The organism is Paenibacillus sp. FSL L8-0435, from assembly GCF_037965655.1.
Classification (GTDB): Bacteria; Bacillota; Bacilli; order Paenibacillales; family Paenibacillaceae; genus Paenibacillus.
In genome coordinates this window covers 6,398,176-6,419,190 of the sequence record NZ_CP150185.1, presented here as the reverse complement: position 1 = coordinate 6,419,190, position 21,015 = coordinate 6,398,176, and the positions used below count along the sequence as shown (strand labels likewise).

The window sequence follows — 21,015 nt, the reverse complement described above, 5'->3', positions numbered from 1 at the left end:
AGGGGAAAACAGGGATCCGGTGTAACTGGCGACGAAGTGGGCATAACCACGATGGAGCACCGGAACAAACGGCCGGTCGCCTGGGCAAAAGAGCAATTCTGCGTTACCCGCAGACTGCTCTTTTTTTCGTCTTTCATCTGATTATTCGCTATAATAGTACCTGAGATGCCGTGCAAGAATACGAAGGACAACCAAGAGACAGCGGGCATGATTTTATCGGGAGGCGATGATAGGATGACTATAGAGTTAGATTCGGAACAACCCGGATTGCAGGAACAGACCGCGTCTATTCTGCATGAACTGGCGCTTGCCGGACAGCTTGGACCTGGACAGATCGTTGTGATCGGTACAAGCACAAGTGAAGTCGCAGGCGCTCGGATTGGTACGAGTGGTGCCATTGAAGTGGCACAGCAGCTTCTTGCGGGTATACGCGAGGTGCAGGAGGAATTCGGTTTTGACACGGTATTCCAATGTTGTGAGCATCTGAACCGTGCGCTGGTAATGGAACGTTCTGTGCTTACTCGTCTTGGATTGACCGAGGTTGGTGCTATACCCGTGCCCAAGGCCGGAGGTTCAATGGCATCCGCAGCATATCGTTCGCTGACCGATCCATGCCTGGCTGAACATGTGCAGGCCCATGCGGGACTGGACATTGGGGAGACGATGATTGGAATGCATCTCCGGCATGTAGCCGTACCCTATCGTACAGCGCTTCGCTATGTTGGAGATGCTCGTGTAACCACAGCGTTGACCCGTCCGAAGTTGATTGGCGGCGAACGCGCGGTGTATCGTATGGAAGAACAACCAGATTCGACATTATGTGACTAACATATTCAACCTACTTCACTATACTTGGGAGGAATTTAATCATGGAACAATTGCGCAAGAATGACCCGGCAGTACTGGAAGCGATGAATCTTGAACTGAAACGTCAACAGAACAACATCGAACTTATTGCATCCGAGAACATCGTAAGTGAAGCAGTAATCGAAGCAATGGGATCTGTTCTGACCAACAAGTATGCTGAAGGATATCCAGGCAAACGTTACTATGGCGGTTGTGAGCATGTGGACATCGTTGAAGACATCGCGCGTGATCGTGCAAAAGAATTGTTCGGAGCAGAACATGTGAATGTTCAACCTCACTCCGGTGCACAAGCGAACATGGCAGTATATCTTGCAGCGTTGAAACCTGGTGATACTGTACTCGGTATGAACCTTGCCCATGGTGGACACCTCACACACGGTAGCCCGGTTAACGCATCCGGTTTGCTGTATAACTTTGTAGCATACGGCGTACAGGAAGATACATTCCTGATTGATTATGATGAAGTACGCAAAGCGGCTTTCAAACACCGCCCTCGTCTGATCGTTGCAGGTGCAAGTGCATATCCGCGTACCATTGATTTTGAAAAGCTGGCTTCCATCGCCAATGATGTAGGTGCTTTGTTCATGGTGGACATGGCTCACATCGCAGGACTGGTTGCTGCGGGTTTGCATCCAAACCCGGTTCCACATGCGCATTTCGTAACAACAACTACACACAAAACGCTGCGTGGACCTCGTGGTGGTATGATTCTGTGCCGCAAAGCGTGGGCAGCAGCGATTGATAAAGCCGTATTCCCTGGTTCCCAAGGAGGACCTTTGATGCACGTGATCGCTTCCAAAGCGGTAGCATTCGGAGAAGCTTTGCAACCTTCGTTCAAAACATATGCACAGAATGTTGTGAAAAACGCACAGGTTCTGGCTGAAACACTGATCGCTGAAGGATTGAACATCGTATCCGGTGGTACAGATAACCACTTGATGCTGATCGACACACGCAGTGTGAACATCACAGGTAAGGAAGCTGAGCATGTGCTTGACTCCATCGGTATTACCGTGAACAAAAATGCCATTCCATTCGACCCTACAAGCCCGTTTGTAACGAGTGGTATTCGAATTGGTACACCTGCTGCAACTTCCCGTGGCATGAACGAAGAAGCAATGGTAGCGATCGGTAAGATCATTGCCAAAACGCTGAAAAATCCAAAAGATACAGCGAAGCTGGATGAAGCTCGTGCAGAAGTAACTGCACTGACAGACCAATTCCCGCTCTATACAGATCTTAAATACTAAAAAACTTTGCTCATGCTGCTTTCTTTTGAGTTTTTATAAATTGGAATACAAAAGACGAAGCTGGCAGAATGCAATCGGAGAAGCGAAGCGCTCGCCTTTATCCCATGATTTTCTCCTTATATAGGAGAATCAAAAAAATCAGGGGATAACAGCGATCGTAGGTGCAATCTGTTTGCGGAGCATCACTTGTATTCATATTTTTTCCCACTCAATGACATAACAGCATGAGCAAAACAGGACCGGATGGATCATTTTCCGGTCCTGTTTTTTATAGGATTCGGTAATCTGTAATGATTGGGTGCCCTTTGATGGTGTAATTCGTTGTTGGTGATGATATAATATACAGGATTTATCGAGCCCATGAATGGTGGCTAGGTATATTTGGAAATGCTGAACATGAAGAACTTACCGGAGGGACAAATTAGATGGGAAAATTAGTAATATGTGATCACCCTTTGATTCAACACAAACTGACGTTTATACGCGACATGCGTACGAATACGAAAGATTTTCGTGAATTGGTGGATGAAGTAGCAACGTTGATGGCTTATGAGATTACAAGAGATGTTGAACTGGAAACGATTGATGTACAGACACCTGTAGCTGCAACACAAGGTAAAGTTATCTCTGGACGTATGCTCGGACTGGTGCCGATTCTGCGTGCAGGACTCGGAATGCTGGATGGCGTTGTGAAATTATTGCCAGCGGCAAAAGTTGGACATGTTGGTCTGTTCCGTGACCCGGAAACACTGCAACCGGTAGAATACTACACCAAACTGCCTACAGACGTAACAGAGCGTCAATTGATTGTAATTGATCCGATGCTGGCAACGGGTGGTTCGGCAATTGCAGCTATTGACGTGCTCAAAAAACGTGGCTGTACCCAAATCAAAATGATGAACCTGGTTGCAGCACCGGAAGGCGTAAAAGCTGTGCAGGATGCACATCCCGATGTGGACATCTATGTAGCAGCATTGGACGACCGTCTGGATGATCATGGTTATATCGTTCCAGGACTTGGAGATGCAGGAGACCGTCTATACGGCACTAAATAAGCATATCGCATGCTTTGTAAGAGGTTGTTCAAAAAGTCCAATTTTGATTACGAAGGATGCCCAAGGGCATCATCGGCATCGAATATGAAATTCAGCCGAAATGTCCGTTGCTCACGTAGTTTTCCCTACGCTCTGCTACTCCATTTCTACCTTCATTCCATATTCTTGGTACTGAAAACCGGACTTTTTGAACATGAACTTATAGAAAAGGGGCTTTGCTCGAATGTCCAACAAAATTAAAGTCATGACGATCTTCGGGGTGCGTCCGGAAGCCATCAAGATGGCTCCGCTTATTTTGGAATTGCAAAAACACCCTGAGTCTATTGAATCTATTGTTTGCGTAACTGCGCAGCATCGCCAGATGTTGGATCAGGTACTTGACGTTTTCGACATTCATCCCGATTATGATCTGGATGTGATGAAGGACCGTCAGACATTGAATGAAATTACAATTCGTGTGCTTGGTGGTCTGGAGCCCGTGTTAGCTGAAGCTAAACCGGATATTGTGCTGGTTCACGGGGATACATTAACTACCTTTGTAGCGAGCTACGCAGCATTCTTGCAACAGATTCAGGTAGGACATGTGGAAGCGGGACTGCGGACGTGGAACAAGCTGTCTCCATATCCGGAAGAGATGAACCGTCAGCTGACGGGAGTACTGGCTGATCTACACTTTGCGCCTACGGATTGGTCTTCTTCCAATCTTGCCAAAGAAAATAAATCGGAGTCTAGTACGTACGTCACAGGCAACACGGTAACCGATGTGTTTCAATATACTGTACGGGAGGACTACACACACCCGGTACTTGATTGGGCCCAAGGCAAACGCCTTGTGCTGATGACAGCTCATCGCCGCGAATCTCAAGGCGAGCCTCACCGCAACATTTTCCAGGCCGTCAAACGGATTGCCGACGAATTCGAAGATATTGCCATCGTGTACCCGGTGCATCCAAGTCCTGCTGTGAAGGAGCCGGCTCACACGATTTTGGGGAATCATCCCCGTATTCAATTAATTGATCCACTAGACGTGGTGGATTTGCATAACTTTTACCCGCACACTCACTTGATTTTGACCGATTCAGGCGGTTTGCAGGAAGAAGCGCCTTCGTTTGGTGTGCCTGTGCTCGTATTGCGCGATACAACAGAACGCCCGGAAGGTATTGAAGCCGGAACGCTGGAATTGGTAGGTACCGAAGAGGAACTTGTGTATGAACGGACCAAAGCTCTGCTTACAGACAAAACCCTGTATGCAAGCATGAGTCAGGCTGCCAATCCATACGGTGATGGACATGCTTCGGAAAGAATTGTCAATGCGATTTTGCACCATTTTGGTGTAAATAGTGAGCGTCCGGAATCATTTCACAGAAAATTCAAAAAATAATACATTTTTTCTGACGGATTTATAAAGGGCAAGCATACAGTTAAACTGTACGGTTTACGCGGGTTTATGGGCTTTGAGGGTCTGTATTCCCGTCGTTTCCCCCTTTAAAACGCTAAAATCATTCAATTGACAAAGGCTCTCATCATTCAGTAAAATTAACTGGGATTGCAAGGGTGGCGTGGAAAATGGCCGATTCGAACAAACCAAATTCATCCCGTAACCATGACGATAATGTATGGAAAGCGATGGGGCTCGTGACAGCTTTTGGGATCGAGATTGCCATTCTCGCTGTTGCCGGATATTACGCTGGCTCCTGGTTGGACAAGACCATCGGGGGTAACGGAATATGGATCGCCGTAAGCGTTCTCTTTTTTCTTGCGGCAGGCGGTGTAAGCATCTACTTTATCGCGAAAAAATTCATGGGGGAAAGTGATGAGTGAACTAACCAGATACCGCAGATCGATGACTGTTTTCATCATGTACTTTCTTATGATTTGTTTTCTCGCAGCGGCCTTTATGCCACGTGTGGAGACAATTGCTTTGGGACTGGCCCTGGGTACAGGAGTTAGCTGGATCAATGCATTTTACTTGGGCTACAAAGTAAGGAAAATGTCTGATGATGCGGCAGAAGGTAACTTGAAGCGTGTGAACCTGGGATTTTTGACAAGAGCGGCACTCGCTGTGCTCGGTATATTCATATCGATGCGCTTTCCGCAGTACTTCAATACATATGCGGTTGCAGGCGGTCTCGTCATTGCACAATTTTCCTTACTGATTATAGGGATTGTCCATTCCCGCAGAGCAGAATGATGTTAAGGGCTGCAGCTTTCAAGTCGAGAAAGGGGTGAGAAAAATATGCATGAAGCTCCAATTATTATGCTTGGCGGATTTCGACTCGATCTATCGGTTCTGTTGATGCTGGTAGTTACAGGTGCAATTGTTTTTATTTTTGCTGTACTGGCAACACGGAGATTATCCGTTGAAAATCCCGGCAAGCTGCAAAATTTTATGGAGTGGGCAGTAGAATTCGTCCGCAATCTGATTTCCAGTACAATGGATATGAAGAAAGGTAAACATTTTATCTCTCTCGCTCTTTCCATGATCATGTTCATTTTTGTAGGGAACATGCTCGGCCTTCCGCTCGTGGCTGTATCTGAGGTAACAGATGTTAATCAGGCACAGGTATTCGGTAAGCCGATTGTTACAGCGGTGGAGGCGTTTGAAAAAGCGCATGCCAAGGACCCTGAAGCACACCCACACGTTGAACTGGCTTGGTGGAAATCACCAACAGCCGACTTGTCTGTAACGATGGGACTTGCTCTCGTAGCGTTCCTTGTATCTCATGGACTGGGATTGTTCCGCAACACAAAAGGATATCTCCAGCATTACCTGAAGCCATTCGCTTTGTTCTTGCCAATCAACTTGATTGAGACGGCATCCAAGCTGTTGACACACGGTATGCGTCTATTCGCGAATATCTTCGCAGGTGAGGTACTGATCGCAACGATCCTGAAACTGACCACATTTAAAGTGTTTGGTGCTATTGCAGCGATTCCGCTACTTATGGTGTGGCAAGGCTTTAGTATCTTTATCGGCGCGATCCAGGCATTTGTGTTTGTTATCTTGATGATGGTGTACATTTCACAGAGCATCGAGACGCACGACGAGCATTAAGTTTCAAGCCCTACGAAGATTTCTTCACCAGGCTGAACAATAAAAAATTCGATTTATCATTTTAAGGAGGATATACAAATGGGAGCAATGGCATTAATCGCAGCAGCAATTGTTGCAGGACTGGGCGCGTTTGGCGCAGGTATTGGTAACGGTATGGTAATCAGCAAAACGGTGGAAGGTATTGCCCGTCAACCAGAGGCAAAATCCACTCTTCAAACAACAATGTTTATCGGTGTAGGTTTGATCGAGGTATTGCCGATCATCGGTGTGGTACTCGCGTTCATGTTCTACGGTATGGCTTAATTAAATTTTAAAGGTTTGGCGGGGAAGGCCATAGCCATCCGCGCCTTCTTTTTAGGTAATGTCCGTTCTAACGGATGACGTTTCAAGGATACCTCCAGGAAGGAGTGAACAGATTGAGTTTCATATGGGAAAATACGCTTCTTGCGATTGTTGCATTTGCAATTTTATATTGGCTGCTTAGCCGTTATGCCTTCGGGCCTTTGTTCTCCATTATGGAAAAACGTCGTGAACTCGTGATGACGCAGATGAATGAGGCTGCACAGACTCGGGAACAGGCCATTGCCTATGTGGAGGAACAAAAACAAGCTCTTGAACAAGCACGTCAAGATGCTTACGACATCATTGAACAGTCCAAACAAACAGGTGGCAAACAAGCTGAATCGATTTTGGCTGATGCAAAAGCTGAAGCTAATCGTCTGAAAGACGATGCAGTACGCGAAATCGAGAGCGAGAAGAACAAAGCAGTCGCAGCACTTCGCAGCGAACTGGGTACAGCTTCCGTTCAGATTGCATCCAAGTTGATCAAAAAAGAAGTTGAGAACGGTCCTGCACAAGAAGAGCTTGTGAACCAATACCTCAATGAGGTAGGAGGCCGACAATGAGCCGCGATACGATAGTTGCCAAGCGTTATGCGAAAGCATTGTTCGAAGTTGCTCTTCAGCAACAGCAGGTGCTTGAGGTTGAACAGGAACTGGTTGCAGTAGTCAGTGCATTGACCGGAGATGCAGATATCGAGAAATTTATCGTATCCCCTAATATTTCTGATGAAGCCAAGCAGAACGTAATTCACTCAAGTCTTGATGGCAAGGTATCCGATTCAGTCCTTCGTACAGTCTTGTTGTTGATTGAGCGCGGACGCGTTGAATTGCTGGGAGACTTGTTGAATGATTATCGGAAGATCCAAGGTGAGTCGCTGGGCATTGCTGATGCACGTGTCTATTCGACTTATGCGTTGAATGATGAAGAAAAAGAAGCGGTAGCCCGTGAATTCGGTGGCCGTGTGAATAAAAAGATTCGTATCGAGAACATTGTTGATCCGACTCTGCTGGGCGGATTGAAAGTCGCCATTGGCGATACGATCTATGACGGCAGCTTGGCTGGCAAGCTCGAACGTCTTGAGCAGTCTTTTAACAGACGAGTACAGTAGATTGGGGTGAGGACACTTGAGTATCAAACCAGAAGAAATCAGTACATTAATTAAGAGCCAAATCGAACAATACAAGACCGATATCGATGTAGTCGAAGTCGGAACGGTAATCGAGGTTGGTGATGGTATCGCTCGTGTTTACGGACTTGAGAACGTCATGTCCAACGAGTTGGTTGAATTCCCAAGCGGTGTTATGGGACTCGCCATGAACGTCGAAGAAAGCAATGTCGGTGTCGTTATCCTGGGACCTTACTACGATATTCGTGAAGGTGACCAAGTGAAACGTACTGGTCAAATCATGCAAGTGCCTGTAGGCGAAGCATTGATTGGACGCGTTGTGAACCCGCTTGGTATTCCTGTAGATGGCAAAGGGCCAATCGCTACAACGGAATTCCGTCCGGTTGAAGGTAAAGCACCAGGCGTAATGGATCGTAAATCGGTTCATGAGCCGATGCAAACAGGGATCAAAGCCATTGATGCAATGGTTCCAATCGGTCGCGGACAACGTGAGTTGATCATCGGTGACCGTCAAACAGGTAAAACATCCATCGCAATTGATGCGATCCTGAACCAAAAAGGCAGTGGCATGAAGTGTATCTACGTGGCTATTGGTCAGAAACAGTCTACGGTTGCTCAAGTTGTGGAAACTCTTCGTCGTAAAGGCGCAATGGAGTACACAATTGTTGTAACAGCAGCAGCTTCCGATCCATCACCACTCTTGTACATCGCACCGTATTCCGGTTGTTCGATGGGTGAGTACTTCATGTACAAAGGCGAGCACGTTCTGGTTATCTATGATGACTTGACCAAACAAGCCTCTGCATATCGTGAGCTTTCCTTGTTGCTTCGTCGTCCACCGGGCCGTGAGGCTTATCCGGGTGACGTCTTCTACCTGCACTCCCGTTTGCTGGAGCGCGCTGCGAAGCTGAATGATGAACTTGGTGGTGGTTCTTTAACCGCACTGCCGTTTATTGAAACACAAGCTTCCGACGTATCTGCATACATCCCAACAAACGTAATCTCCATCACGGACGGACAAATCTTCTTGGAAGCTGACTTGTTCAATGCTGGACAACGCCCGGCGATCAACGTAGGTATTTCCGTATCCCGTGTCGGTGGTTCTGCTCAGATCAAAGCGATGAAAAAGGTTGCAGGTTCCCTGCGTCTCGACCTCGCTCAATATCGTGAGCTTCAAGCGTTCTCCCAGTTCGGTTCCGATCTGGATAAAGCGACTCAGGCCCGCCTGAATCGTGGTGCGCGTATGATGGAAATCCTGAAGCAAGGTGTTAACCAGCCTCTGCCTGTAGAACAACAGGTTGTCAGCTTGTACACTGCGGTTAAAGGATTCCTGGATGAGATTCCAACAGGTGATGTTACTCGTTTCGAGCGTGAGTTCCTCGCGTTCATGGAGAGCAGCCATCCGGAGATTCTTGCATCCATCCGTGATACTAAAGAATTGACTGCAGACAACGAAAATGCACTGAAAGGTGCAATTGAGAAGTTCAGAAAGAGCTTTGCTGTCTCTGTCTAAATAAATGATTGCAGGTGCGGAGTTGTCTAACCGATTCCGCATGTCTGCATGTAATACTTTGACTCAGTCAAAAAGATGATGCTTACGAAGTAACTTTGACCCCGTCAAAGTAGGGTTGTGCTTACGATGTAGTTTTGACTTTGTCAAAACTTTAAGGTGGTGAAATCATGGCAAAAGGCATGCGCGAAATTAAGCGGCAAATTAAAAGCGTACAAAGCACCAAGCAGATCACCAAAGCAATGGAGATGGTAGCTGCTGCAAAACTGCGTAAAGCGCAGGAAAAAGCGGAAGCAGCCCGTCCTTATTCGGAGAAACTGAAAGAAGTTGTAGCTAGTATTGCATCAAGCACGCAAGGTATACAGCATCCGATGCTGGAGAGCCGTCCGGTCAAAAAGACAGCTTACCTGATCATTACATCGGACCGTGGTCTTGCAGGTGGATACAATGCGAACGTTTTGCGTCAGGTTAATCAGACGCTCAAAGAGCGCCACAACTCCCAAGATGACTACGAATTGTTCGTCATTGGACGTAAAGGACGCGATTACTTCAGACGTCGTGAAATTGCGATGGCATCCACAACAACGGATCTGTCGGATTCGCCTTCATTTGCAGATATCAAATCCATCGCACACGAAGCGGTTCATGGGTTTGAACTGGCTGAATTTGATGAATTGTACATTTGTTATAACCGCTTTGTGAATGCGTTGACCCAGATTCCTACGGTAGAGAAACTTCTCCCGATGGAAACACCTGAGGTAACTGCTGCGGAAGGACCAACGGCAAGCTACGAATACGAGCCGTCTGCTGAAGCTGTACTGGAGGTTCTGCTTCCGCGTTACGCGGAAACGCTGATCTATGGTGCACTTCTGAACGGTAAGGCAAGTGAGCTCGGCGCGAAAATGACAGCAATGGGTAATGCAACCAAAAATGCATCCAAACTCATTAACGACTTGTCATTGACATACAACCGTGCCCGTCAAGCGGCGATTACGCAGGAGATTACGGAAATTGTGGCAGGTGCCAACGCAGCACAAGGCTAACCGTTTTTTTATTAATGAAGGCTTGCAGAGCAAAGATAAACGAACGGTACATTATTTTTGCAAAAGTAGCAGGCTTGTAGGAGGGGAACGTTAAGATGAACAAAGGACGCGTTGTGAGCATCATGGGTCCGGTTGTTGACGTCGAGTTTGATCGCGGCGGTCTGCCGGAAATCCTCAATGCCATTACGATCACTACAGTAAGTGAGAGCGGCGTTAGTGTAAACCTTACACTCGAAGCTTCGAAACATCTGGGTGACAACCGAGTACGTTGTATTGCGATGTCCTCCACGGATGGACTTGTTCGTGGTATGGAAGCTTTAGATACAGGAGCACCAATCTCTGTACCCGTTGGAGAAGCAACACTGGGTCGTGTATTTAACGTACTCGGTGAAGCAATTGATACTGGCGGTGCCGTAGCTGCTGAGCACAAGAACCCGATTCACCGTTCAGCACCTGCATTTGATGAACTGACTACCCAAGCAGAAATGCTGGAGACAGGAATCAAAGTTATCGACTTGCTTGCTCCTTACGCTAAAGGTGGTAAAATCGGTCTCTTCGGTGGTGCCGGTGTAGGTAAGACGGTAACCATTCAGGAATTGATCAACAACATCGCACAAGAACACGGCGGTATCTCCGTATTTGCGGGTGTTGGTGAGCGTACACGTGAAGGTAATGACTTGTATCACGAGATGAGTGATTCCGGCGTTATCAACAAAACAGCAATGGTTTTCGGACAAATGAACGAGCCTCCAGGCGCACGTCTTCGTGTAGCCCTCACAGGTCTGACGATGGCGGAATACTTCCGTGATGAAGAAGGCCGTGACGTGTTGCTCTTTATCGATAATATCTTCCGTTTCACCCAAGCGGGTTCAGAAGTATCTGCCTTGCTTGGTCGTATGCCTTCCGCGGTAGGTTACCAACCTACGCTGGCAACAGAAATGGGTCAACTGCAAGAACGTATCACATCAACGAAAAAAGGTTCTGTAACATCCATCCAGGCCATCTACGTGCCTGCGGATGACTACACTGACCCGGCTCCTGCAACGACGTTTGCCCACTTGGATGCAACGACGAACCTGGAGCGTAAAATTTCCGAGATGGGTATCTACCCCGCGGTAGATCCACTGGCTTCCAGCTCCCGGATCTTGTCCCCTGAAGTTGTAGGAGAAGAACACTACAGCGTAGCTCAAGGCGTTAAACGTATCTTGGCACGTTACAATGAATTGCAAGATATCATTGCAATCCTGGGTATGGACGAGTTGAGTGAAGAAGACAGAGCGCTTGTATACCGTGCTCGTAAAATCCAACGTTTCTTGTCCCAGCCTTTCCACGTTGCTGAAGCATTTAACGGTATTCCGGGTAAATACGTTCCAGTTAAAGAAACGGTGCGCAGCTTTAAAGAGATTCTCGAAGGTAAGTATGATGATCTTCCGGAAGCAGCTTTCCTCTTTGTTGGTACAATTGAAGAGGCAGTGGAGAAAGCCAAAACACTGGTTTAGTCTGAATCCAGGATTGTCCTTATGAAGCGGGCTATCCTTCGGATATTTCAGGAGGGATGGAATTGAGCACCTTTTTGTTGGAAATTGTAACACCCGAGCGTTTGGTCTATTCAGAACAGGTGAATAGCATTACGGCTCGTGGTATTGAAGGGGAACTTGGCATTATGCCAGGTCATATTCCTATGGTTACACCTTTGCAGATTGCACCAATCTATATCCATAACGGAAAAGAAAATAAACGAGTTGCTATCGGTGGCGGGTTTATCGAAGTTCGTAAAGATAAGGTTGTTGTACTCGCAGAGAGTGCTGAATTCCCGGAAAGCATTGATGTGGATCGTGCGCGTGCGGCGAAAGAGCGGGCTGAACGTCGGCTTGCAAGCCAAAGCAATCAGGACCACTTTGATCACCGTCGTGCAGAGATTGCACTTCAAAAAGCGGTTAACCGGATTAATGTATTCGGCAAATAAACGATTCTTGGAAGCCTGGCGGCTTAGTCTGCCGGGCTTTTTTGAGTTTGTTAATAGAATTGTTCTATCGAATATATCAAAATGGCTGACCACAAATCCATCATATTACTTCAGGTAAACAGAAGTATTTTAAGCAAAATATTCACCGATTATGAGGATTTGAATAGGATGTAGGACTAAAGTAGTGGGCGCATTTACCACTAAGAGAACCATTTTTTTTCATGAATGAATTTAAATTATTTCCGAGGAAATGACAGAATCGATATCGAAATAGCGCTCTTTTATGTCGTTTTAGTCACAAAATCCCGGCATTTTAAAATTAAAATATTTTAGAAGTGGAAATCAATGTAATTGACAATGTATGATGAAAGAGCCTATATTCCATAGAGTCAGCAGAAGCAGGAAGCTGCGTAGTAGATTCCATAGTCATGCACAGCCGCATTGTTGCTGCTCGGTGATTGGGCATCAGGAGATTCCTGCCTGGCAGGAGTAAATCTGACAGTACGCTCAGTGTGTTGTGCTCAAGACATTCCAGTATACTAACAAGTTATGGGTGCCGGGCATATGATATGCTGATCGCTGCAACAAATGTGGAGGTAAAGAATATATGGATACTGATCTGACGAATCAGGTGAACCAGGCGTTAAGCACCAATGGCTTGGTCTCAATCATCGTCTCCCTGTTATGTATTGCGTTGTCTTGGTGGGCTTTGACAAATCTCAAACTGGATTTAATCATCAGGCAGCCACGAGGTGCTCAGGGAAGACTGTTGCATTTGTTGCTCGCCATCATTTTGGGGCATGCCGTTGCTGGCTTTGTCATTGACTACTTGTCCTGGACTCAAATGTTGCGTAATTTGTTTTAATGTTGAGATGGTTGGTTAATCATCTGTTAGGTTCTTCAAGCTGCTCATTGTCGAATAACATCGATTAATTGTGTTAACAATTAGAGTATGAGTTGTCGGTAAAGAAATTAAGAAAAAAATGTGACGTAAAATTGGTTGAATTTGAGATGTTTTATGTAAAAATGCTTGTATCGTACAATTCAACAATGTTATGATGGAAGTTAGGGAATTCACAATTGTTCACTTATTTTGTAGTTATAAACGGGATATCCGGTTCATGCCGGCTAATAACCATCCCACTCTGTCTGTTCTGATGCTCTGCTGGCTTGTAAGACACTTATTTTACATGCTGAATAGCAAGATGCACGGCACATGGTATCATTGATATGGATTATAAAAACCAATTCTTTTCTGAACAGACATCTGTGGCAATATGCCAGAATATGTCGAAATTCCACACACAGCAACAGTCCTTTCTAGCATAGTGGGGCTTACGTATTCCGGAATGAAGAAAAGGGAATAAAAGCGCGGAGGGAACCATGATGAGCAAATTTATCGTCCGCGGTGGCAAAAGGTTGACCGGAAGTGTCAAAGTTAGCGGCGCTAAAAATTCTGTTCTTCCGATCATCGCTGCCTCTCTCTTAGGGGAAGAAGGACAAAGCGTTATTATTGACGCGCCTCCTCTAGACGATGTGATGACGATTAACAAGGTGTTGGAATCGCTGGGAGCGGGAGTTACATACCGGGACGAAGTGATTACCGTAAATGCGGAGAAACTTACTTCCTGTGAAGCCCCGTATGAATGGGTAAGTAAAATGCGGGCGTCTTTCCTGGTCATGGGGCCTTTGTTGACTCGTATGGGTCATACAAGAATCTCACTTCCTGGTGGATGTGCCATCGGTACACGGCCTATTGATCAGCATTTGAAAGGTTTTGAAGCCATGGGCGCAGAGATCAGCTTGGGCCAAGGTTATATCGAAGCTCGTAGCCAAGGAAGGTTGCGTGGCGCGAAAATTTATCTGGATGTGGCTTCTGTAGGTGCCACTCAAAATATTATGATGGCTGCAACATTGGCCGAAGGTGTAACTGTTCTGGAGAACGCGGCGAAAGAACCTGAGATTGTGGATCTTGCCAACTTCCTGAATGGAATGGGTGCCATCGTACGTGGTGCTGGTACTGGAGTCATCCGCATTGAAGGTGTGGAGAAACTTAAAGGCGTTACACACACCGTTATTCCGGATCGGGTAGAAGCTGGTACGTATATGGCTGCTGCTGCAATTTCTGGTGGTGACGTGTACATTGAAGGTGCAATCTCTGATCATTTAGGCTCCGTTATCGCGAAGCTTGAAGAGATGGGTGTTACAATCCAACCGGATGAGAATGGCGTGCGTGTAATCGCAGATCGTCCTCTTAAGGCTGTGGATGTGAAAACATTACCATACCCAGGATTCCCGACAGATATGCAATCCCAGATGATGGCACTCTTGCTCGCATCTGAAGGAACAAGTGTCGTGACAGAGACTGTTTTTGAAAACCGATTCATGCATGTGGATGAGTTCCAATTGATGAATGCGGAGATCAAAGTTGAAGGACGTTCGTCCATCATCACAGGTAATGCCAAACTGAAGGGTGCCAAAGTAACGGCTACCGATTTGCGTGCGGGTGCCGCACTCATTATTGCAGGTCTCGTTGCTGAAGGTACAACGGAAGTGGGCGGTGTTCATCACATCGACCGTGGCTATGTACATCTCGCTGAGAAGCTTAACGGACTTGGCGCTGACATCTATCGGATCTCAGTTGATGAGCCTAAGCTTGAAGCAACCAAAGCACCTAGTGAAAAAGTGGAGAAAGAAGTACCGATGTTTAAGGTGCAACCAACTTTGGCTTAACACTGGATTGAATAGAAAAAATATGATCCCCCTATTATGAGTCACACCGTTGTGTGGATTATGAATGTGATGGAACGTATATTGTAAAAAATGATAAAGCTAAGCCATCTGGCTTGGCTTTTTTTGTGTTTTACTTTTAAGAATATGACGAGATATTTGATACCTGATTCTATTAATAGCTGGTCCTAACTTGTATAGCATAACATCGTATTCTGTATCGATTCTGAACCAAATGAAAGAGCGTACTTTATATAGGGTGTCGACTGCAGTTAATTACCGGTATTCAGCGACAGATCAACGTTTCTAAGATGTACATAGCAAAAGAAAACAGGAGATTGAACAGAACAAAAAGGGCCTCGTTTCTCTTAAATCAGGTTCTATCAGATCAAGCCAGCTCATAACCTAAACTATGGATTTGAACAACACGACCGGCACATGACCGGCCATAGATAACGGAGGGTTATATTCGAATGAAAGAAGCTCGTGTACAGGTAAAGGTACCCCTTGTCCCTCGTCCAGGTATGCAAGAGCCGGAGGGCAATACCGTTTCTGGAGTGGAAAAAGACAAGCCTGCCCCATTGAATCTGAGGACTGTTCCATCACAGCCTGCAAGTTTCTCCAATCCAGGACGGGTGTCGACAGATGAGTTGAACAGAAAGACAACCGAGCATATTCATATACCTGTAATTGAACTGGACGAATTCCGCCGAGTGAAGCGACGCCGAATGCGGACATTTGGACGAAAACCCCGATGGGGACGTAATACGAAGCGATGGCAACCCGCTGCCGCTGTATCTGCCTTATTGGCAATGGCGCTGCTAATTCCTGTAATTCTGGTATGGCCACGGACAAGTGAATCACCAAAGCCGATCCCTGCTCCAACAGATTCAAGCAGTACAAGAACCCCAGCTCCTGCGCCAGCCGTTCCTGTTACCTACCCTGAACCTAAAGTACGCGTATACCTGTCTGCAACGGGCAAAACGATGAATCTGCCATTGGAAGACTATGTTACCGGGGTTGTGGCAGCTGAGATGCCGGCGGAATTCAGACTGGAGGCGTTAAAGGCACAGGCAATAGCTGCTCGTACATTTATCGTGCGTAGGTTAGCTGCGAGTGATACCAGCGGTGTTCCATCAGGTGCGGCGGATGTGACGGATACGGTCAGCCATCAGGTGTTTATTCCGCCAGATCAGGTGAAAGCGGATTGGACGCGTCTAGGGAAGGCGAAGGAATGGGAGAAGCTGCAACAGGCTGTACGCGAAAGTCGAGATACAGTGATGACCTATCAGGGCAAGGCGATCACCGCATCCTTTTTTTCCACAAGTAATGGGTATACCGAGAATGCCGAGGATGTATGGGGGAACGCTGTACCATATCTGAAAAGTGTAGACAGTCCGTGGGACAAAAATCTGGCACCAGGATTCAAGCAGACCGTCACCATGAAGCGTAATGAGGTTCTGCAGAAGTTAAACCTGGATGCCATTCCGGTTACCGCCCAGAAGAATGGATCATGGATGGAAGTATTGTCTACAACCAAAGGACATCGGATTAAGAAAATGCAGGTCGCAGGTGAAACATTCAGCGGTCCAGAGGTTCGCAAACTGCTTGGATTAAGATCCAGCCAGTTCAGTTGGAAGACCACAGGTGACGAGGTCCAAATTACAACGTTCGGGTATGGGCATGGGGTTGGCATGAGCCAATGGGGAGCAAACGGCATGGCGCAGGAGGGACACACCGCCACCCAGATTCTCAAACACTACTATACCGGCATCTCATTCGGACAGGCATCCAAGATGCTTGCAACGAAGTAGGAGAGATGAATGCGGATGTAAAGATCCGAATTAATTCGAATGGGTAGGAGTATGGGGCGAATGTATGCAAATGTATGGGAATGAGAGAAGTTTAGGTTTGGGACACATCAGACTCCCTATAACCATTGGTGCGCTAATGAATCTGAGAGACCTTATTGGGCGTTATCACAGCGAATGGGAATTCTAACAAATCTCAGACATCTCACTTTAACGAACCTAGAGTACCTTACATCTGTATTGTCCAGTCACATCCTATATCATTTCGCTCTCACCGATAAAAGCACTTCATAGAAGGATTGGCCTCTACAGCCAATCCAGACCAGTCTACCAACACCCATTCCGGAGCTTTCGAGATTCGGCTATATATGCGGAGAGTGCTAGCTGTATGGGGAGCGCAGGGGACAGAAAAGACCTGTAGAAGCGAAGTGTCCGCCTTTATCACCGGATTTCTCCCTTGGGAGAAATAATCAGGAAATCCGGGGATAACAGCTGGTCGAAAGGTTTTCTGGCCCCGAAGCGGCGCACCAACTAGCTGCACACACACTCCATATATAGAACTCTCTGAAACCTCCATGAAAATAATTAGAGTCGCGCGTGTATAAAAGAGTTGCACCCGGTAACACTTGTTACTGAGGTGATTAACATGAATGAACAAAACAAAAAAACAAACCAAGAAGAAACTCCTAAAACAACTCAAGGAGTACCGGCTAGTCAGCCCTCTTCATGGAAAAGAGCAATGTCCAAACGCTGGGTCTTCCCGGCAGCCTACATCGCAGCAGCAGGCATTATACTAACCTTAGTGTGGGTCTATCAGGGCACAGGCGACAAAACGCTAAACTCGGACCCTGCTAGCGGGGTAGTAGAAACAGGCGCATCGGCGGGTACAGAAGGAACAGCAGTAGGTGGAGAAGAAGAAAGTGTGGAAGTTGTTGCAAAGTCGGAGAATTTTGTATGGCCGGTAGCGGTACCGTCCGAAATTTCGGTAGTAAAACCTTTCTATGATAGCGAAGCTTCAACCGAGGAACATGAAGCGGCAATGGTGCAGTACAATGATACATTCATCCCGAACACGGGTGTGGATCTGGCACGTGGGGATAACAAAACGTTTGAAGTCAAAGCAGCACTCGCCGGTAAAGTTACCCGGGTTGAGCAAAATCCGCTCACAGGTCAAGTTGTGGAAATCAAACATAGCGATAACCTGAAGACGGTGTACCAAAGCTTGGCAGACGTCAAAGTGAAACAGGACGACGAAGTGAAACAGGGAGATGCGATTGCATCCGCTGGCGTCAATGAATTGGGTAAAACACTTGGCAACCACCTTCACTTTGAAGTGTACGAAGACGGACAGCCGGTTAACCCGCAAGGATATCTTCCGGAAAAATAAATGAATTTTACCGCAGCAACATGACGGGCAGGGGGTTAAACCTCTGCTCTTTTTGTGCTTTTCAGAAAATAATGGGACCTTCGAAGCTTGTCACACCTCTAAACCGCGAATATATAGGCATGCTCCTCATATAATGTACCAAACTATCCACACAGTAGGGAGGCGGGAGCGTGCACGATTACATCAAGGAACGGACCATCAAAATTGGTCGCTGCATTGTTGAGACGAGGAATACGGTCCGTACCATTGCCAAGGAATTCGGCGTGTCAAAGAGTACTGTGCATAAGGATCTGACGGAGCGTCTGCCGGAAATCAACCCTGATCTTGCTGACCAGGTGAAACACATTTTGGAGTATCACAAGTCGATCCGCCATTTGCGGGGCGGTGAGGCGACCAAAATCAAATACAAAAAAACGAGTGGCAAGAAACGTGAGGTGCTGGCTTCCGCCAAATCGTAAGCATCTTCACAAAGACGTAGGCCAAAAAGCTCACACATGCATTGAATCCCTCCCCTGAAGTATGATATGTTAAATGCTGGTACAGGATCGAATTATGACATCTTATCAGCCCGATTTTTACATATATATGTTGCACTTTGTCGAACGAGCGGTGACGTGATAAGGGACTCTTTTTCACAGGATACGCTGACCAAATAATATCACTTTGGGGGCTCTTTTATGTTTAGCAAGGATATCGGTATTGATCTTGGCACGGCCAACGTGCTTATTCACGTGAAAGGAAGTGGGGTTGTCCTCGATGAACCTTCCGTCGTGACCATTGAAAGAGATACGAAGCGTGTCCTTGCTGTTGGGGAAGAAGCGCGTCGTATGGTGGGGCGTACTCCAGGTAACATTGTTGCCATTAGACCGCTGCGTGACGGCGTTATTGCGGACTTCGAGATTACAGAAGCGATGCTCAGACATTTCATTAATCGTGTGGGTGCAAGAAGCTGGTACAGCCACCCTCGGATTTTGATCTGTGCACCAACGAACATTACTTCCGTGGAGCAGAAGGCCATCCGTGAGGCGGCAGAACGCAGTGGTGCCAAAGAAGTGTTTCTGGAAGAAGAGCCGAAAGCGGCAGCGATCGGTGCGGGAATGGATATTTTTCAGCCGAGCGGCAATATGGTCGTGGATATCGGCGGCGGTACGACTGACGTTGCAGTCCTTTCTATGGGCGACGTGGTCACCGCCTCTTCTATTAAAGTCGCAGGGGACAAGTTCGACGAAGCCATTATCAAGTTTATCAAAGCCAAGTACAAGCTCATGATCGGTGAACGGACCGCTGAAGATATCAAAATTGCGATTGGTACCGTACATCCGGGTGGACATCAAACGGAGATGGACATTCGCGGACGCGATATGGTATCCGGCCTTCCTGTTACCGTAACGATATCGGGAAATGAAGTACAGGAAGCGCTTTGGGATTCCGTACAATCCATCATCGTGGCAGCCAAATCGGTATTGGAACGTACACCGCCTGAATTGTCAGCGGACATTATCGACCGTGGTGTTGTATTGACTGGCGGAGGTGCATTGCTGAACGGACTGGACGAGCTTTTGTCCAATGAATTGCATGTACCGGTATGGGTGGCGGAAGATCCAATGCACTGTGTCGTGAAGGGGACAGGCATAATGCTTAATAATTTGGATCAGGTGGTTAAGAAAAAGTTCTAATCTGCCGATATAAATAGCAAAGGTTCGCCATGCTCGGAAAGCAGAACGGACAAGCAGCCAACCTGTAATGCAGTTCAGGCGCTTGAGGAGAGGGGTTAATTCATGTTAAGAGGTCTGTACACCGCTACTGCGGGAATGATTACGCAACAACGCCGCCATGACACAGCAACACAGAATATCGTAAATATGAACACCACGGGATACAAACAGGTGAACAGCGTAAGCCGTTCCTTCCCGGAAATGCTCATTACTTTGGTAGGCGGAGATGCAAATCTTCCAACAAAGCGGCTGGGCAAGCTGAACACGGGGGTGTTCGCGGAAGAGAGTTTGTCCATGAATTTGCAGGGGACCATTATGGAGACTGGGCAGAAAAATGATTTTTCCATTTCATCCAATATGACGGTCAATGATCCGCAGACTGGACAACCTATCCCGTTTGACGCATCAGGCAAATTTGTACGGGCCGACGGCACGGTGACTTACCAGCCCCAGGCGTATTTTACAGTTCAGGATGCAGAAGGTAACACCGGATATACACGCGATGGTCACTTCGAGATCACTGGAACGGGACAATTGCTGAGTTCAACAGGTTCACAAGTGTTGGATAATAATGGACAACCTGTAGTGTTGACAGGTTCCGTAGAGCAATTTAAAGTGGATGAGCAAGGCCGTTTGGTGGATGCAGCAACAGGTGCACCAACAGGAGTTACTCTTGGCATTAGTGTCATTGACCAGCCGAATCAACTGGTTCGACAAGGTAATGGCAATTTCAGTCTCAGCGATGCAAACGGGGCAACGTCCCGGATGATGGCTGCAGGAGATAATGTGCAGATCCGTCAGGGATACCTGGAAGGTTCCAATGTTGATGCCTCACAGGCAACGGTTGATATGAACGCCGCATTCCGTGCGTATGAAGCGAACCAGAAGATCGTACAATTCTACGACCGCAGTCTGGATAAAGCCGTCAATGAAGTCGGGCGTGTATAACGCCGACGTTTAAATATAACCGCGCAGCGGAGAGCCAAGCGTCCTTTGCGCAGCAAAGCAGAGAGGCTCACGCGAAGTGCAAACAAAGCGCAGCCGAGCCTATGCGAGGATTGCGTAGCAGCACTTGAGCGAAGCGACGGTCTCGACAGCCCTTTGCGGAGCAAAGCAGGGAAGAGACCCCGCGGAGCGCAAGAGCCTAGACGCAACCGA

General features: G+C 47.1%; 21 protein-coding genes and 1 riboswitch. All 21 genes read left to right on the top strand.

What is annotated here, in order from left to right; genetic code table 11:
- Nucleotides 1–11: 11 nt before the first annotated feature.
- A riboswitch (ZMP/ZTP riboswitch) is annotated at nt 12–93 on the top strand.
- Between the two features lie 141 nt (nt 94–234).
- The 21 genes from NST33_RS28440 to NST33_RS28340 all read left to right on the top strand — a co-directional run bounded on the left by NST33_RS28440 (nt 235) and on the right by NST33_RS28340 (nt 20,805).
- Entirely contained in the window at nt 235–828 is a 594-nt protein-coding gene (locus tag NST33_RS28440; RefSeq protein WP_074092525.1) for a TIGR01440 family protein, read from the top strand.
- Nucleotides 829–869: 41 nt separating this feature from the next.
- Complete coding sequence (gene glyA / locus NST33_RS28435; RefSeq protein WP_017691928.1) at nt 870–2,117, top strand: serine hydroxymethyltransferase; 1,248 nt, start codon at nt 870–872, stop codon at nt 2,115–2,117.
- Between the two features lie 425 nt (nt 2,118–2,542).
- Entirely contained in the window at nt 2,543–3,172 is a 630-nt protein-coding gene (gene upp, locus NST33_RS28430) for a uracil phosphoribosyltransferase (RefSeq protein ID WP_017691929.1), read from the top strand.
- Nucleotides 3,173–3,395: 223 nt separating this feature from the next.
- The gene (gene wecB, locus NST33_RS28425; RefSeq protein WP_221821824.1) at nt 3,396–4,553 is read left to right on the top strand and encodes a UDP-N-acetylglucosamine 2-epimerase (non-hydrolyzing); all 1,158 of its coding nucleotides are present in this window, start codon (nt 3,396–3,398) and stop codon (nt 4,551–4,553) included.
- Nucleotides 4,554–4,738: 185 nt separating this feature from the next.
- A complete protein-coding gene (locus tag NST33_RS28420; protein WP_024632723.1) occupies nt 4,739–4,993 on the top strand; it encodes an AtpZ/AtpI family protein in 255 nt (84 codons plus the stop codon).
- Complete coding sequence (locus NST33_RS28415; RefSeq protein ID WP_221821823.1) at nt 4,986–5,363, top strand: ATP synthase subunit I; 378 nt, start codon at nt 4,986–4,988, stop codon at nt 5,361–5,363. The genes NST33_RS28420 and NST33_RS28415 overlap by 8 nt, the downstream gene beginning before the upstream one ends.
- Before the next feature lie 45 nt (nt 5,364–5,408).
- Nucleotides 5,409–6,227 carry a F0F1 ATP synthase subunit A gene (gene atpB / locus NST33_RS28410; protein ID WP_221821822.1) on the top strand — a complete coding sequence of 273 codons (819 nt, stop codon included), beginning with the start codon at nt 5,409–5,411 and terminating at the stop codon, nt 6,225–6,227.
- Between the two features lie 78 nt (nt 6,228–6,305).
- Nucleotides 6,306–6,530, top strand: coding sequence for a F0F1 ATP synthase subunit C (gene atpE, locus NST33_RS28405; RefSeq protein WP_017691934.1), 225 nt, complete (start codon nt 6,306–6,308; stop codon nt 6,528–6,530).
- A 113-nt stretch (nt 6,531–6,643) separates the two neighbouring features.
- Nucleotides 6,644–7,132: a F0F1 ATP synthase subunit B gene (gene atpF / locus NST33_RS28400; RefSeq protein ID WP_036612568.1), complete on the top strand. Its 489-nt coding sequence runs from the start codon at nt 6,644–6,646 to the stop codon at nt 7,130–7,132.
- A complete protein-coding gene (locus NST33_RS28395; RefSeq protein WP_036612565.1) occupies nt 7,129–7,677 on the top strand; it encodes a F0F1 ATP synthase subunit delta in 549 nt (182 codons plus the stop codon). Before atpF ends, NST33_RS28395 begins: the two co-directional genes overlap by 4 nt.
- Nucleotides 7,678–7,693: 16 nt before the next feature.
- Entirely contained in the window at nt 7,694–9,208 is a 1,515-nt protein-coding gene (atpA, locus tag NST33_RS28390) for a F0F1 ATP synthase subunit alpha (protein ID WP_047840700.1), read from the top strand.
- Nucleotides 9,209–9,375: 167 nt separating this feature from the next.
- Complete coding sequence (gene atpG, locus NST33_RS28385; protein WP_036612560.1) at nt 9,376–10,248, top strand: ATP synthase F1 subunit gamma; 873 nt, start codon at nt 9,376–9,378, stop codon at nt 10,246–10,248.
- 95 nt (nt 10,249–10,343) lie between these two features.
- Nucleotides 10,344–11,747, top strand: a complete 1,404-nt coding sequence (gene atpD / locus NST33_RS28380; protein WP_047840699.1) for a F0F1 ATP synthase subunit beta — start codon at nt 10,344–10,346, stop codon at nt 11,745–11,747.
- 62 nt (nt 11,748–11,809) lie between these two features.
- On the top strand, nt 11,810–12,214 hold the full coding sequence (locus NST33_RS28375; RefSeq protein WP_221821821.1) for a F0F1 ATP synthase subunit epsilon: 405 nt from the start codon (nt 11,810–11,812) through the stop codon (nt 12,212–12,214).
- A gap of 607 nt (nt 12,215–12,821) precedes the next feature.
- On the top strand, nt 12,822–13,079 hold the full coding sequence (locus NST33_RS28370; protein WP_017691941.1) for a DUF1146 family protein: 258 nt from the start codon (nt 12,822–12,824) through the stop codon (nt 13,077–13,079).
- A gap of 521 nt (nt 13,080–13,600) precedes the next feature.
- The gene (murA, locus tag NST33_RS28365) at nt 13,601–14,947 is read left to right on the top strand and encodes a UDP-N-acetylglucosamine 1-carboxyvinyltransferase (RefSeq protein WP_083656970.1); all 1,347 of its coding nucleotides are present in this window, start codon (nt 13,601–13,603) and stop codon (nt 14,945–14,947) included.
- A gap of 470 nt (nt 14,948–15,417) precedes the next feature.
- Nucleotides 15,418–16,758 carry a stage II sporulation protein D gene (gene spoIID / locus NST33_RS28360; protein WP_339305898.1) on the top strand — a complete coding sequence of 447 codons (1,341 nt, stop codon included), beginning with the start codon at nt 15,418–15,420 and terminating at the stop codon, nt 16,756–16,758.
- A gap of 643 nt (nt 16,759–17,401) precedes the next feature.
- A complete protein-coding gene (locus tag NST33_RS28355; RefSeq protein ID WP_339305896.1) occupies nt 17,402–18,142 on the top strand; it encodes a M23 family metallopeptidase in 741 nt (246 codons plus the stop codon).
- A 170-nt stretch (nt 18,143–18,312) separates the two neighbouring features.
- Nucleotides 18,313–18,600, top strand: coding sequence for a sporulation transcriptional regulator SpoIIID (gene spoIIID / locus NST33_RS28350; protein ID WP_024632710.1), 288 nt, complete (start codon nt 18,313–18,315; stop codon nt 18,598–18,600).
- A 219-nt stretch (nt 18,601–18,819) separates the two neighbouring features.
- Nucleotides 18,820–19,818 carry a rod shape-determining protein gene (locus NST33_RS28345; RefSeq protein WP_036612542.1) on the top strand — a complete coding sequence of 333 codons (999 nt, stop codon included), beginning with the start codon at nt 18,820–18,822 and terminating at the stop codon, nt 19,816–19,818.
- A gap of 102 nt (nt 19,819–19,920) precedes the next feature.
- Nucleotides 19,921–20,805, top strand: a complete 885-nt coding sequence (locus tag NST33_RS28340) for a flagellar hook-basal body protein (RefSeq protein WP_339305894.1) — start codon at nt 19,921–19,923, stop codon at nt 20,803–20,805.
- Nucleotides 20,806–21,015: the final 210 nt, after the last annotated feature.

Excerpts from the sequence above, each read along its gene's own strand:
- NST33_RS28355 (WP_339305896.1), top strand. The coding sequence starts at position 17,402 with ATGAATGAACAAAACAAAAAAACAAACCAAGAAGAAACTCCTAAAACA.
- NST33_RS28345 (WP_036612542.1), top strand. The coding sequence starts at position 18,820 with ATGTTTAGCAAGGATATCGGTATTGATCTTGGCACGGCCAACGTGCTT.
- NST33_RS28395 (WP_036612565.1), top strand. The coding sequence starts at position 7,129 with ATGAGCCGCGATACGATAGTTGCCAAGCGTTATGCGAAAGCATTGTTC.
- atpE (WP_017691934.1), top strand. The coding sequence starts at position 6,306 with ATGGGAGCAATGGCATTAATCGCAGCAGCAATTGTTGCAGGACTGGGC.
- upp (WP_017691929.1), top strand. The coding sequence starts at position 2,543 with ATGGGAAAATTAGTAATATGTGATCACCCTTTGATTCAACACAAACTG.
- NST33_RS28340 (WP_339305894.1), top strand. The coding sequence starts at position 19,921 with ATGTTAAGAGGTCTGTACACCGCTACTGCGGGAATGATTACGCAACAA.
- murA (WP_083656970.1), top strand. The coding sequence starts at position 13,601 with ATGAGCAAATTTATCGTCCGCGGTGGCAAAAGGTTGACCGGAAGTGTC.
- atpD (WP_047840699.1), top strand. The coding sequence starts at position 10,344 with ATGAACAAAGGACGCGTTGTGAGCATCATGGGTCCGGTTGTTGACGTC.
- NST33_RS28415 (WP_221821823.1), top strand. The coding sequence starts at position 4,986 with ATGAGTGAACTAACCAGATACCGCAGATCGATGACTGTTTTCATCATG.
- glyA (WP_017691928.1), top strand. The coding sequence starts at position 870 with ATGGAACAATTGCGCAAGAATGACCCGGCAGTACTGGAAGCGATGAAT.
- atpB (WP_221821822.1), top strand. The coding sequence starts at position 5,409 with ATGCATGAAGCTCCAATTATTATGCTTGGCGGATTTCGACTCGATCTA.
- wecB (WP_221821824.1), top strand. The coding sequence starts at position 3,396 with ATGTCCAACAAAATTAAAGTCATGACGATCTTCGGGGTGCGTCCGGAA.
- spoIID (WP_339305898.1), top strand. The coding sequence starts at position 15,418 with ATGAAAGAAGCTCGTGTACAGGTAAAGGTACCCCTTGTCCCTCGTCCA.
- NST33_RS28420 (WP_024632723.1), top strand. The coding sequence starts at position 4,739 with ATGGCCGATTCGAACAAACCAAATTCATCCCGTAACCATGACGATAAT.
- NST33_RS28370 (WP_017691941.1), top strand. The coding sequence starts at position 12,822 with ATGGATACTGATCTGACGAATCAGGTGAACCAGGCGTTAAGCACCAAT.
- atpG (WP_036612560.1), top strand. The coding sequence starts at position 9,376 with ATGGCAAAAGGCATGCGCGAAATTAAGCGGCAAATTAAAAGCGTACAA.
- NST33_RS28440 (WP_074092525.1), top strand. The coding sequence starts at position 235 with ATGACTATAGAGTTAGATTCGGAACAACCCGGATTGCAGGAACAGACC.